The organism is Polaribacter sp. HL-MS24 (assembly GCF_032758595.1).
In the GTDB taxonomy this organism is placed as follows: domain Bacteria; phylum Bacteroidota; class Bacteroidia; order Flavobacteriales; family Flavobacteriaceae; genus Polaribacter.
This window is the reverse complement of sequence record NZ_CP136415.1, coordinates 1,774,433-1,786,690: the sequence shown is the minus strand read 5'-3', so window position 1 is coordinate 1,786,690 and position 12,258 is coordinate 1,774,433. Positions and strand designations below refer to the sequence as shown.

15 protein-coding genes are annotated in these 12,258 nt (G+C 33.6%); 10 read left to right on the top strand and 5 right to left on the bottom strand.

All coding sequences use genetic code 11. The features are described 5' to 3' along the window. Positions 1 to 13: 13 nt before the first annotated feature. From ftsH to RRF69_RS08380, 7 genes are read left to right on the top strand one after another with little or no spacing between them, the layout of a single operon-like run. Positions 14 to 2,005 carry an ATP-dependent zinc metalloprotease FtsH gene (gene ftsH, locus RRF69_RS08405; protein WP_316939371.1) on the top strand — a complete coding sequence of 664 codons (1,992 nt, stop codon included), beginning with the start codon at positions 14 to 16 and terminating at the stop codon, positions 2,003 to 2,005. Positions 2,006 to 2,022: 17 nt separating this feature from the next. After that, on the top strand, positions 2,023 to 2,601 hold the full coding sequence (locus RRF69_RS08400; RefSeq protein ID WP_316939370.1) for an LUD domain-containing protein: 579 nt from the start codon (positions 2,023 to 2,025) through the stop codon (positions 2,599 to 2,601). A gap of 1 nt (position 2,602) precedes the next feature. Then, positions 2,603 to 3,334, top strand: a complete 732-nt coding sequence (locus RRF69_RS08395; RefSeq protein ID WP_316939369.1) for a phosphatidate cytidylyltransferase — start codon at positions 2,603 to 2,605, stop codon at positions 3,332 to 3,334. A 14-nt stretch (positions 3,335 to 3,348) separates the two neighbouring features. Further along, positions 3,349 to 3,399: a hypothetical protein gene (locus RRF69_RS11800; RefSeq protein WP_410479482.1), complete on the top strand. Its 51-nt coding sequence runs from the start codon at positions 3,349 to 3,351 to the stop codon at positions 3,397 to 3,399. A 3-nt stretch (positions 3,400 to 3,402) separates the two neighbouring features. Then, on the top strand, positions 3,403 to 4,062 hold the full coding sequence (locus tag RRF69_RS08390; protein ID WP_316939368.1) for a phosphatidylserine decarboxylase family protein: 660 nt from the start codon (positions 3,403 to 3,405) through the stop codon (positions 4,060 to 4,062). Positions 4,063 to 4,064: 2 nt separating this feature from the next. After that, positions 4,065 to 4,331, top strand: a complete 267-nt coding sequence (locus RRF69_RS08385; protein WP_316939367.1) for an acyl-CoA-binding protein — start codon at positions 4,065 to 4,067, stop codon at positions 4,329 to 4,331. A gap of 2 nt (positions 4,332 to 4,333) precedes the next feature. Then, positions 4,334 to 4,960 (top strand): YceI family protein, encoded by a 627-nt coding sequence (locus tag RRF69_RS08380; RefSeq protein ID WP_316939366.1) that lies wholly within the window; start codon positions 4,334 to 4,336, stop codon positions 4,958 to 4,960. 13 nt (positions 4,961 to 4,973) lie between these two features. Here the strand turns inward: RRF69_RS08380 and RRF69_RS08375 are convergent, their stop codons facing one another. Genes RRF69_RS08375 through RRF69_RS08365 form a run of 3 tightly spaced genes read right to left on the bottom strand, consistent with a single transcriptional unit; the run spans position 4,974 to position 8,212 of the window. Then, positions 4,974 to 6,725, bottom strand: coding sequence for a M14 family metallopeptidase (locus tag RRF69_RS08375; protein WP_316939365.1), 1,752 nt, complete (start codon positions 6,723 to 6,725; stop codon positions 4,974 to 4,976). A 55-nt stretch (positions 6,726 to 6,780) separates the two neighbouring features. Beyond that, on the bottom strand, positions 6,781 to 7,233 hold the full coding sequence (gene coaD / locus RRF69_RS08370; protein ID WP_316939364.1) for a pantetheine-phosphate adenylyltransferase: 453 nt from the start codon (positions 7,231 to 7,233) through the stop codon (positions 6,781 to 6,783). A gap of 4 nt (positions 7,234 to 7,237) precedes the next feature. Then, complete coding sequence (locus RRF69_RS08365) at positions 7,238 to 8,212, bottom strand: D-alanine--D-alanine ligase (RefSeq protein WP_316939363.1); 975 nt, start codon at positions 8,210 to 8,212, stop codon at positions 7,238 to 7,240. A gap of 98 nt (positions 8,213 to 8,310) precedes the next feature. On the opposite strand from RRF69_RS08365, the gene RRF69_RS08360 reads away from it, so the two are divergent. Further along, positions 8,311 to 8,862, top strand: coding sequence for a PASTA domain-containing protein (locus RRF69_RS08360; protein ID WP_316939362.1), 552 nt, complete (start codon positions 8,311 to 8,313; stop codon positions 8,860 to 8,862). 24 nt (positions 8,863 to 8,886) lie between these two features. Then, positions 8,887 to 9,921: an RluA family pseudouridine synthase gene (locus tag RRF69_RS08355; protein ID WP_316939361.1), complete on the top strand. Its 1,035-nt coding sequence runs from the start codon at positions 8,887 to 8,889 to the stop codon at positions 9,919 to 9,921. Between the two features lie 37 nt (positions 9,922 to 9,958). Here the strand turns inward: RRF69_RS08355 and RRF69_RS08350 are convergent, their stop codons facing one another. Continuing rightward, the gene (locus RRF69_RS08350; protein ID WP_316939360.1) at positions 9,959 to 10,429 is read right to left on the bottom strand and encodes a DUF6428 family protein; all 471 of its coding nucleotides are present in this window, start codon (positions 10,427 to 10,429) and stop codon (positions 9,959 to 9,961) included. Between the two features lie 187 nt (positions 10,430 to 10,616). Between RRF69_RS08350 and yaaA the strand changes: the two genes are divergently transcribed. After that, complete coding sequence (gene yaaA / locus RRF69_RS08345; RefSeq protein ID WP_316939359.1) at positions 10,617 to 11,375, top strand: peroxide stress protein YaaA; 759 nt, start codon at positions 10,617 to 10,619, stop codon at positions 11,373 to 11,375. Here the strand turns inward: yaaA and RRF69_RS08340 are convergent. Then, positions 11,372 to 12,220 (bottom strand): Brp/Blh family beta-carotene 15,15'-dioxygenase, encoded by an 849-nt coding sequence (locus tag RRF69_RS08340; protein ID WP_316939358.1) that lies wholly within the window; start codon positions 12,218 to 12,220, stop codon positions 11,372 to 11,374. The two genes, yaaA and RRF69_RS08340, sit on opposite strands and share 4 nt — an antisense overlap. Positions 12,221 to 12,258 lie beyond the last annotated feature (38 nt).

Sequence of the window (12,258 nt, the reverse complement as noted above, 5' to 3'; positions counted from 1 at the left end):
TTGCTATTCACCTATGAATGATTCAAATAAAGAAAAAGAGAACAAACCGAATGCCCCTAAAATAAAATTTAGCCCATATTGGATTTATGGTGCCATTTTTATTGCCTTAATTGCATTTCAGTTTTTTAATTCGGGTACATTAGCTTCAAAAGCTTTATCAAAAAATAAATTTGAAGAAGTTTTGTTTGATAATGATATTGAAAAAATCATTGTTGTTAACAATACAACTGCTCAGATTTTTTTAACTGAAGAAGCACTAAAAAAAGATAAATACAAAGGGTATAAGTCATCCTCATTTTACAGAATAGGCTCTCCAATTTTTGAATACAATTTTGGTGATCAACAAAACTTCGAAAACGAAGTTGCAAATGCGAAAAGAGAAAAAAACTTAATCGTTGATATCAAAAACGAAAGTCAAACAAGTATTTTCGACACAATCATTGGCTTCCTACCGTTCATTTTGTTGATTGCTGTTTGGTTGTTTTTCATGCGAAGAATGTCTGGCGGTGCTGGAGGTGCTGGAGGTGGAGGTCAAATCTTCAACATTGGGAAATCGAAAGCAAAACTCTTTGATCAAGATACCAAAGTAAAAACCACATTTGAAAATGTTGCTGGTTTGGAAGGAGCAAAAGAAGAAGTACAAGAAATTGTAGACTTTTTGAAACATCCCGAAAAATACACTTCTTTAGGTGGTAAGATCCCAAAAGGAGCCTTATTAGTAGGCCCTCCTGGAACAGGAAAAACATTATTGGCAAAAGCAGTAGCTGGAGAAGCAGGGGTTCCTTTCTTTTCATTATCTGGATCTGATTTTGTAGAAATGTTTGTAGGAGTTGGTGCCTCTCGTGTGAGAGACTTATTTAAACAAGCACAGCAGAAATCACCCTCCATTATTTTTATTGATGAAATAGATGCCATTGGTAGAGCCCGTGGAAAAAATAGCATGACAGGTGGTAACGATGAACGTGAAAATACCCTAAATCAACTATTGACTGAAATGGATGGTTTTGGAACCGACACGAATGTGATTGTTATTGCAGCAACCAACAGAGCAGATGTATTGGACAGCGCTTTGATGCGTGCAGGACGTTTTGACCGTCAGATCTATGTAGATTTACCTGATATTAATGAACGAAAAGAAATCTTTGAAGTACACATCAAACCCTTGAAATTAGGAGAAGATGTGAAAGTGGACTTTTTAGCACAACAAACTCCCGGTTTTTCTGGAGCCGATATTGCCAACATGTGTAATGAAGCAGCCCTGATTGCTGCAAGAAATAATAAAAAAGCAATAGAGCATCAAGATTTTTTAGATGCAGTCGATCGTATCGTTGGTGGATTGGAAAAGAAAAACAAAGTCATTACGCCCAAGGAAAAGAAAACAATCGCTTTTCATGAAGCAGGACATGCAACTGTAAGTTGGATGTTGGAACATGCAGCCCCACTTGTAAAAGTAACTATTGTTCCAAGAGGGCAATCATTAGGTGCAGCTTGGTACTTGCCCGCAGAAAGAATGATTGTTCAAACAGAACAAATGTTGGATGAAATGTGTGCTACCTTGGGAGGAAGAGCCGCAGAAAAAATCATTTTCGATAAAATTTCTACAGGTGCTTTGAGTGACTTAGAAAAAGTAACCAAACAAGCTAGAGCAATGGTAACTGTATATGGTTTAAACGAAGCTGTTGGTAACATTACCTATTATGATTCTTCAGGAAACGATTCTTTTGTAAAACCCTACAGCGAAGAAACAGCAAAAACCATTGACCAAGAAATTTCAAAAATGGTTGAAGCTCAATACGTCAGAGCTATTGAATTGTTAAGTGAACATAAGGAAAAACTCACTACATTAGCTCAGTTGCTTTTGGAAAAAGAAGTGATTTTTAAAGATGATTTAGAAAAAATCTTTGGAAAAAGACCTTTTGCTGAAGAAAGTCAACCGCTAAAAAAAGAAAAAATTGAGGATAAAGGAACCGTTGTCTCATCCAATGAGCCATCTACTGAATCATAAAACGCTTCAATTTATCAATGAACTTTTTTAAGAAATTACTATACAAACAATCATCCAAAGAAGAGGAAGTTAAAGAACAAGAGGTTACTTTATCTTTGGATGATTTATTTGTACACAATTTCATTTCTAAAGGAGGAAAATTTTTGTATTGTGCAAATAAGAAGGAAGTAGCAATCAACTTAAAAAAAATCTTACTAGAGAACAATTGGGATCAACTTCAATTATTGGATGATTCTCTTCTAAAGTATATTGAAAAAGGAACCAAGACCTCTAAAAACAATTTATCTCTTCCACTTTTTTCTACCTGTGAGCATTTGATTGCCGATAAAGGTGATGTTTTATTCTCTTCAAATCAGTTAAAAGGCTGTAAAATCAATGAATACTCTGAAAACTTTATCATCTGCGCAGGTACTAGTCAGATTGTAAAAGATACTGGACAAGGCTTAGCAGGTATCAAAAATAATGCAAAAAACAACTTACCAACCAATATCAGTGCTGTCAAAAATTATACTATTAAAAAAAATGATGATAATTTTTTAAACTACGGCAACAGTAACTCAAAAAACTTATATTTGCTGCTATTTGAAGATTTATAATATGCGCAACCTTTTAAAAAGAAGTCTTTCTGGACTTATTTTTGTTATTCTTTTTATTTCAGCAATTCTTTATTCTAAAGAATCATATATAATTCTTACGGTAGTTTTTGCATTAATTGCAATTTGGGAATTCCACAAAATACTCAATTTCAAAAGTATTGCTTCCTATATTTTTTTCGGAGCAGCTGCATTTTTACTCTTAAAAAGACCTGACAGCTATGCCGTGAGTATCATTTTAGTCATTACGCTAGTTTCATCCAGTTTTCTAATTTATCAATTGTTTTCAAAAAAAGAGATCTCTAGCAAAGATGATCGTTCAAAAATGGGATTGACCATTCGATACCTCGTATTTTCTTTTTGCTTTCTAATTTTGATTCCATTTGAGAAAGACCAATACAACCCCTATTTGATATTAACTATTTTGATTCTTATTTGGATCAATGATAGCTTTGCGTATTTGGTTGGGAAAAATTTTGGGAAGAGAAAACTTTTTGAAAGTGTTTCTCCCAAAAAAACAATCGAGGGCTTTGTGGGAGGATTGTTTTTTGCCATACTTACTGGATATCTTATATCACACTACATACAACAGTATTCAACCTTAAATTGGATTGTTATAGCTATCATTGTTTCTGTAATAGGTACCATTGGAGATTTGGTAGAGTCAAAATTTAAAAGACAGGCTAAAATAAAAGACAGTGGCAATATTATGCTTAAGGACATGGAGGGATTTTAGACCGACTAGATAGTTTGTTGTTTGCCGCTCCATTCGTATATTTGTATATCAACTTTATAATATAATTCATGATTCGTTTTCACAAAGAAGGTTATAAGATTATTGTAATTTCATTAGTACTTGCTATTACTGGAATTTTTCTCGCAGAAAGATTTATTGAGACTCTTTGGTTGATTAAAACCATTCAAATTTTAATTTTAGGCTTTCTAATCATCATTTTACAATTTTTTAGAAATCCAAAAAGAGCAACCTCTTTAAACGAAAATCACATCATTGCTCCAGTAGATGGAAAGGTGGTTGTTATTGAAGAAGTAGAAGAACCAGAATATTTTAAAGACAAACGATTACAGGTTTCAATTTTCATGTCTCCGATTAATGTTCATGTGACAAGATATGCTATGAGTGGGATTGTAAAATATAGTAAATATCATCCTGGTAAATATTTAGTCGCTTGGCATCCAAAGGCATCTACAGATAATGAAAGAACTACTATTGTCTTAGAAAATTCCTCTTTCGGTGAAATTTTATATCGTCAAATCGCTGGAGCATTGGCAAAAAGGATTGTCAATTATGCAAGAGAAGGAGAAACTGTAGTTCAAGGAACAGATGCAGGTTTTATAAAGTTTGGTTCAAGAGTAGATCTTTACCTACCTTTAAATACGAAATTAGCAGTTCAATTGGGAGATACTGTAAAAGGGGGAACTCAGGTGATTGCAGAAAAAAAGTAAGAATGTCGGACGAGTTGGACAAAGAATTTACTATTGCTTTTGAGAATATTTCTAGTCTAAAAAAAGCCGTTGCACCAGATATCATGCTAAAGTTATATGCCTTCAACAAGCAAGCTACTTTTGGTAATAATTTTTCTTTTAACAGTAATGTAAACGGTAGAAATGCTTTTAAATTAAATGCATGGATGCAATTAAACGGTATGTCTTCAGAACAGGCAAAGAAAGAATACATCAAATTGGCACAAACAATTATTAAACCAAAAAACTAATTATGAAAAAATCAATATACTATAGTGCTTTATTTTTACTCACAATAGGATTTATAAATTGCAAATCTGAAACCACAAAAACTTCAACAAAAGAAGTTGAAAAAGTAGCTCCTCAGTCCAATGCAAAATTTTCTTTAAAAAAAGCAAAAAACTCCATTGGCTGGACAGCCTATAAAACAACAGATAAAATCCCCGTAAACGGAGCATTCAATCAAGTAAACATTACTGCTAACGGAGAAGGAAATACAATTTCTGAAGCCATTAACAATACCGAATTTGGAATCCCAGTAAGTAGTATTTTCACCAAAGACTCTAGCAGAGACTACAAAATTAGAAAGTTCTTTTTTAGTTTTATGAATACTAACATCCTTAAGGGGAAATTACAAATTTCAACGGAAACTAAAGGAATAGCGACAATCCAAATGAATGGAATGACCAATGAGGTTCCTTTTACCTATGATATTTCAGACAATGTATTTTCTATGAAAGCAACTTTAGACATTAATGCTTGGAATGCAAAAGCAGCAATAGCTTCGTTGAACAAAGTATGTGAAGAACTTCACAAAGGTGCGGACGGAGTTTCTAAAACGTGGGACGAAGTAACTTTAAATATTCAATCTACTTTTTAATTCTTAAAAGTATTTAATTGAACACTTTGTAAATTGGCAACAGCAAATGTGCCTTTTCATAATGCAATGTGTTCTGATAAATAAAATTGAGCTGAGCCCTTGGGTTACTCGCAAAGTCTTTGTCTGATTTCATTTTGCTATCTAAAGCAGCTTTTACTAAAGGATGTTGGGCCAAGAAGTCTGATGCCACATCTTCAAAAACATAGCCTGAAAAGCCTTCTTTTTGCTGTAAAATAGTATCAAAAAAATTCCAATTAAAAAAAGAATCTATAGCCTCCGCTTCTAAAGTTTCAAAAAGATATCGAATTCCATTTTGATGAGTTGGAATGTACAAATCACCTTTTCTAAAATGAACAGATTGCTGGGTGCTTTTCACTTCCGTATCATAATGCAAATAATGTCCTTCATATGCCGTTTTTTTTGTTTGATAGGATGCTATATGCTGCACAACTACCGTCATGGTTGTATCCTTTTTAAAACGGGTAAACTCAATATGATTATTTTGTAAGCGTTCCACAATTGGGAACCAACCTTGTTGGAGAATATAAGCATCGGGTATCAAAACCTCTTTAGTTACTTTGAAAGTATTGTAATAATTTACTTCTTTCGTAAAAGGCTTCGTACGATCATAAAACAATCGATTCCCATTGGATACTTCACTTGGAATAATAGTGGCTTCATACCCTTTAAAATTCAATTTTGAAGAGATCTTTTGATCAACTTCAAAAACTAATGGATACCTTTTATTTTTTAAAATTTCGGAAACTGCATTGTTTCTCAATTCTTTGATATTATAGGAGTATTGCTGAGTCAAATCGACCATTGAGAACAATAATTCATAGGTTTGTGCTACACGGGTGGCATAGGGTTTTAGCATGTGTGTTTCGACCATCATTCCTAAGGTGTGAAATAATGTTGTGTAGCCCGTAGAATAACGAGGCGAATCGTAAAACTGAGACCATCCTCCATCTGGAGAAGTACCCCAAACATTTACATAAGGCGAAATGTCAATCCCTTTTTCTTGTAAAGACTGTTCTAATGTAGGGCGTATTTTCGTTTCAATAAAGTCTCCCAAATTGCCACCTAATTTATTATGCTGCGTAAACAAATGCGTGATTGCATATTGATAATCAGCCCCATTACTCACATGCGTATCAATAAATACATCGGGTTGCACTGCATGAAAAATTTCAGCAAAAGCAACTGCATTTTTGGTGTCTTGTTTGATAAAATCTCTGTTTAGATCATAATTACGAGCATTTCCACGAAAACCATATGTTTTCGGACCATTTTGATTGGCTCGTGTGTGTGAATTTCTATTGAGAGCACCCCCGATATTATAGACAGGAATTACCGCAATCAGTGAGTTTTTGTATCTATTTTTCAAAGAATCACTTTGAACGATATCTCTTAAAAATAGCATAGAAGCATCAATCCCGTCAGACTCTCCAGGATGAATTCCATTACTGATTAAGACTCGATTTTTAGGACTGTTTTTTAGTTCTTCAATATTGTAGATCCCTTCGGTATGAAAGACCACTAAATGCAAAGGCATACCTGCATCAGTTTGCCCAAAAGAGAAGAGTGAAATTTCTGGATGCGAATTTGAGAGTTTGGTATAAAAGTCAATTATCTCTTTATATTCTGGAGTTTCAGTTCCCTTTGAAGACTCAAAAAGGGTCGTTAGTTTTTCCTGTTGATTTTTCGTTGAAGACTCACAAGAAAAAAGAAAGAGAACAGAAATATAAAATATAATTTTCTTCATAAACTAAAGATTGAAATACAAAATAGGAAAAAATCTTATGCTGAAATTCGAAGCTTTAAATACGAACTGTTTTGGGTACCAATTTTGTATAATCTCCACCATGACGAATGACTTCTCTAACAATAGAAGATGAAATATATGAAGTACTTGCCGCAGTTAGCAAGAAAATGGTTTCTACTGGAGCCAAGTCCCTATTAGTATGTGCAATAGCTTTTTCAAACTCAAAATCTGCTGGATTTCTCAAACCCCTTAGAATAAAATCTACCTTGTTTTTTGTACAAAAATCAACGGTTAGTCCTTTGTAGGTAACCACTTTTATCTTTGGATTGTCTTTAAAACAGTCTTCAATAAATTTAATTCTTTCCTCTAAGGAAAACATATATTTCTTATCAGAATTGACACCGATAGCAATGATCAACTCATCAAATAACGAGACACCTCGTTCGACAATATCAAAATGTCCTAAAGTGATGGGATCAAAAGATCCTGGGAAAATTGCTTTTTTCATAGTGTTAGTTTAAAGCCGATTGGATGGCGTTATCAAATAATTCTGCTAAAGAAATACCTGAACAAGCAGCTTGTTGAGGTAAAATACTGTTTTCTGTTAAGTAAGGTACCGTGTTCATTTCTAAAAAATGTGGGACGCCTTTTACCAAGATAAATTCTGATCTAGAAAAGCCAGACATATTTAATACTTGATAAACTTTTTTTGCGATAGTTTCAATTTTATCTTGTAGCTCAGATGGTAATTGAGCTGGGGTAATTTCTTTCGATTTCCCCTCATATTTTGCCTCATAATCAAAGAAATCATTTTCTGATATAATCTCTGTGATGGGCATTACTTTAATTGTATTCTGATACTCGATGACTCCCACAGATACTTCCCTTCCTTCTAAAAAAGATTCAATTAAAATTTCTGAGTCTTGTTCATAGGCATATTCGATCGCGGGAACTAGTTCTTCAATGGTATGTACTTTTGAGATTCCAAAACTAGAACCCGCATTGTTGGGCTTGACAAAACAAGGCAACCCCACTTTTGCTACAATCCCATCAATATCGATTGTATTTCCTTTATTTAAATAAAAAGAAATTGCGGTTGGAATGCCATATTCTTTAACAACACTCAGAGTATCTCTTTTATTAAAGGTCAAGGCCATTTGATACCAGTTTGCCGAAGTATGCTTTAATCCGATCATATTTAGATAAGCTAAAATGGCTCCGTTTTCTCCAGGATTTCCGTGAATTGCATTGAAAACACAATCGAAAAGAATTTTTTGTCCATTTAAAATAAAGGAAAAATCATTTTTATCGATGGGATATTCGACATTGGATTCATCCAAAGCGACCCATTTATCTTGTAAGATATGTACTCGAAAAGGAGTATATTTCTCTTTGTTTAAATGCGTATACACAACATTTCCACTTTTTAAGGAAATGTGAACTTCGGCTGAATAGCCCCCCATTATAATGGCAATGTTTTGTTTCATTTATAATAAAAAAATAAAACAAATTTATCAAAATATAAATAGAAACAGCAACGTTTAGTTTTTATATATTTGTTTGTTCTAAAAAGTGAAAAATGGGTATGATTCAATTTCTAAAAAGTAAATCATTTTTAAAGCATCTTACCATTGCTATCATTGCCTTGTTTCTTTTAATTTTTGGATTGAAAAATTGGTTAGAAATGACCACAAATCACGACCAAAGAATTCAAGTCCCAAACTTGCATAAACTTTCTCTGGAAGAAGTAGAGCGTAAATTAACCGAATTAGACCTCGATTTAAAAATTATGGATTCAGCGAGTTACAATCCGAATTACCCTAGCAAATCGGTTATAGAACAAGACCCAGAAGCAGGTGATTTTGTAAAAGAGAAACGAAAAATTTACTTGGTTTTAAATCCCTCTACCTATAGACTAATTGAAGTACCTGATTTAATTGGGCGTACAAAAAGACAAGCTACTACAGAACTAAAATCAATTGGTTTTACTGTTGGTACAAAATTCACCTATGTTCCAGACATTGGTAAAAATGTTGTAAGAGGTCTTAAATTTAATGGAAATAAACTAACAGCTGGAGAAAAAATACCAAAAAACTCAACGATTGAGTTGATTTTGGGTGATGGGACAAGAAATTAAATTTTAAGTACTTACAAAACAATTATGCAAGAGAACACTGACCTAGAGAGTGAAAATACAGCCTTATACGAACATTACAATTTTATAGCAAGCATTGGTCAAGAACCTTTACGAGTAGATAAATTCTTAATGAATTTTATTGAGAATGCTACTCGAAATAAAATTCAACAAGCAGCAAAAGCAGGAAATATTTTAGTGAATGATATTGCTGTAAAGCAAAATCATAAAGTAAAACCCAACGATGTTGTCCGAGTTCTCTTAACCCATCCACCAGCTGAAAATTTATTGGTCGCAGAAGACATTCCTTTAGATATCGTTTATGAGGATGATGCGTTAATTGTGGTCAATAAACCAGCAGGAATGGTAGTACATCCAGGCCATGGAAATTATTCAGGAACCTTGGTCAATGGATTAATACATCATATCGAAAACTTACCAACCAATTCGAACGAACGTCCAGGTTTGGTGCATCGAATCGACAAAGACACTAGTGGTTTATTGGTGGTTGCAAAGACAGAATATGCCTTGGCCAATTTGTCAAAACAATTTTTTGACCGAACTACAGAACGTTTGTATTATGCTTTAGTTTGGGGAAATATTGATGAAGACGAAGGTAAAATAGAAGGAAATATTGGACGTAGCTTAAAAAATCGTTTACAAATGGACGTCTTCCCTGAAGGAGATTTTGGAAAACATGCCGTAACTCATTATAAAGTGATCGACCGGTTTATGTATGTCACCTTAGTTCAGTGCAAACTAGAAACGGGTAGAACACATCAAATCAGAGCACATTTCAAACACATAGGTCATACCCTGTTCAATGACGAACGTTATGGAGGAAATGACATTTTAAAAGGTACCACGTTTACCAAATACAAGCAATTTGTACAAAACTGCTTCAAAACACTTCCAAGACAAGCATTACACGCTAAAACCTTGGGCTTTACACATCCGACAACAGGTGAATTTATGCGATTTAATTCTGAAATTCCTGAAGACCTACTCACCTGTCTAGAAAAGTGGAGAAACTATACCATAAATTCCAAAGAAGATTTTTAAAGAGAGAGGAGGAATTCTGTTTTCAATATCGTTCCCATCAACAACACCCCGAATTAGGATCACATGAAGTTACTTTTCCAGAATCAGAAATACGGATTCTTGGTTTTTCTTCTGGAATCCCACAAGCTTCCCTCGCCAAGCAGGCAGTAAGCTTAGAGGTTAGTAGGAAATTTTTTCCGTCAAAGTCCATCCCATATTTTCCAATAGTTTCAGTACCTTGATACTCGACTTCAATTTCCAAATCCTCAAAATCAAAAATTTTTTCCGATAGCTCGATAATATTTAATAATTTTTCTGGATGCAATCGATGGTCATAATCGTCTGCTTCCCAGAGTTGAAAATTAATCACTTCTTCGGAGCGTACTTTTCCCCCACAATCAATAAATTTTTTGGTTACTTTTCCAACTTCAGTAACATGAAAATGACGAGATACCAACTGATTGTTTGGCAACTGAAATGCAATAGTCTCTAAATTTTGTAAATGCTTTTTTATTGTAGATAGTTTCATAGGTTCTGATGGAATAAAAAATTTCTTAAAAAAACTATCCTCGTGGATAGTTCATTTCAATTAAAACTACACTAAATGTACTAAAAAAAAACCAACAGAATAAGAATCATCGATTTTATTGACATTAAATCTTTGATGTTGTACTTTTACAGAACAAAAAAGACGATTAAATAAATACTACCAACCTATGAAAATCATCATATCTCCTGCAAAATCGTTGGATTTTGAAAGTAAAGCAGCGACGAGCCTGTATACGCAACCCCAGTTTTTAGGTCAATCAGAAAAGTTGAACAAAAAACTCAAAACACTTTCCAAAAACAAAATTGGCGATTTAATGAAAATATCTCCTGACTTGTCTGCACTGAACTACGAACGAAATCAAGCATGGTCGACTCCTTTTTCAACAGGAAATGCAAAGCAAGCAATCTATTCATTTACCGGAGAAGTATTTCGAGGAATTGACATAAACTCTTTATCCCAAGAAAAAATACCGCTATTACAAGATCGATTGCGAATTTTATCGGGACTCTATGGTTTGTTAAAACCACTGGATTTAATTCAGCCCTATCGATTGGAAATGGGCACAAAATTAAAAGTTGGTAAAACAGAAAATCTATATCAATTTTGGGGGGATCGCATCGCTAATTCCTTGAACAATGAACTTTCTGAAAACGAATTACTGATCAACTTAGCCAGTTCGGAATACTTTAAAGCAGTCAATCAAAAAATATTAAAAGTACCGATGATTACTCCAGTTTTTAAAGATCTTAAGAACGGAGAATATAAAACAATCATGACATTTGCCAAGAAAGCAAGAGGATTGATGGTGCGCTATATCTTAGACAACAATGTCAACAGTATTGAGGAATTAAAAGGATTTGATGTAGATAGCTACCGTTTTTCTGCAGAAATGTCTTCAGAAAACGAACTCTTTTTTACACGTTAAGCTTTCATTTTATACATGACCCATGTGTGGGGAGCAGTTACTGCGAATAAAACCACAAAAATGATCGTAGAAAATAAATTTATTTCAGGAATCATTTGATATAATATCACTAGAGCCACTACGCTTATTGACCAATATAGCAGTGCCTTTTTAATATATCGAACAACCCCTTGTTTGGTAAAACTTCCATAGATAAATTCTACTTGATTCATTATGGAAGGAATCGAATGCCAGAAGATAAAATAAATAGCAAAGCCCAAGATGAGTGATGAGGTTTTAAAAACAATAAAGAGAAGTCCTAAATAAAATAACTCTTTTAAAAACAGGCGAAGGCTATTCTTCTTTTTTAAAACAAGAAACAAGCTGATCACAAAAAGAAACATTCCCGAACTTTGCAATGCGAGTAGAATTTGAAATCTGGTCAAAGTAGTTCCAGTTAGTTCTTTCATAATTTGGTTTACATCCGAGAGGGATGCATAAAAAAGCATTGAAAAAAGAAACAAACCGTAAGCCATATAGTAAATAGCATTCAGAATTTGATGCTCTTTGATCTTTTCACCCATGTGCTCTTCACCAAAATGATAGGAACTCAATAAAATAAATGCTAAAATTGCCGCAAAGGGACTAAATAAATAAGTCCCAACACACAATAAAATAATTGAGAGATAAATAAGAAGATGTTTCAAATAGACAGCCTTCTTATTTTTTCCTTTCGATAAAATAAGTAAATCATTTGCACCATGTAAAATACCCAACGAAACTATGAGAGCAAATGCGACTGAATCCTCTACCAGTTCTCCAAATTGGATACTAAACCAAAAAAGGAAAAACGTAAAAAAAATCATAAAATTTTGATAATTCTTCTTAAATATTATAACCATAT

Excerpts from the sequence above, each read along its gene's own strand:
- ftsH (WP_316939371.1), top strand. The coding sequence starts at position 14 with ATGAATGATTCAAATAAAGAAAAAGAGAACAAACCGAATGCCCCTAAA.
- RRF69_RS08400 (WP_316939370.1), top strand. The coding sequence starts at position 2,023 with ATGAACTTTTTTAAGAAATTACTATACAAACAATCATCCAAAGAAGAG.
- RRF69_RS08395 (WP_316939369.1), top strand. The coding sequence starts at position 2,603 with ATGCGCAACCTTTTAAAAAGAAGTCTTTCTGGACTTATTTTTGTTATT.
- RRF69_RS08390 (WP_316939368.1), top strand. The coding sequence starts at position 3,403 with ATGATTCGTTTTCACAAAGAAGGTTATAAGATTATTGTAATTTCATTA.
- RRF69_RS08385 (WP_316939367.1), top strand. The coding sequence starts at position 4,065 with ATGTCGGACGAGTTGGACAAAGAATTTACTATTGCTTTTGAGAATATT.
- RRF69_RS08380 (WP_316939366.1), top strand. The coding sequence starts at position 4,334 with ATGAAAAAATCAATATACTATAGTGCTTTATTTTTACTCACAATAGGA.
- RRF69_RS08375 (WP_316939365.1), bottom strand. The coding sequence starts at position 6,725 with ATGAAGAAAATTATATTTTATATTTCTGTTCTCTTTCTTTTTTCTTGT.
- coaD (WP_316939364.1), bottom strand. The coding sequence starts at position 7,233 with ATGAAAAAAGCAATTTTCCCAGGATCTTTTGATCCCATCACTTTAGGA.
- RRF69_RS08365 (WP_316939363.1), bottom strand. The coding sequence starts at position 8,212 with ATGAAACAAAACATTGCCATTATAATGGGGGGCTATTCAGCCGAAGTT.
- RRF69_RS08360 (WP_316939362.1), top strand. The coding sequence starts at position 8,311 with ATGATTCAATTTCTAAAAAGTAAATCATTTTTAAAGCATCTTACCATT.
- RRF69_RS08355 (WP_316939361.1), top strand. The coding sequence starts at position 8,887 with ATGCAAGAGAACACTGACCTAGAGAGTGAAAATACAGCCTTATACGAA.
- RRF69_RS08350 (WP_316939360.1), bottom strand. The coding sequence starts at position 10,429 with ATGAAACTATCTACAATAAAAAAGCATTTACAAAATTTAGAGACTATT.
- yaaA (WP_316939359.1), top strand. The coding sequence starts at position 10,617 with ATGAAAATCATCATATCTCCTGCAAAATCGTTGGATTTTGAAAGTAAA.
- RRF69_RS08340 (WP_316939358.1), bottom strand. The coding sequence starts at position 12,220 with ATGATTTTTTTTACGTTTTTCCTTTTTTGGTTTAGTATCCAATTTGGA.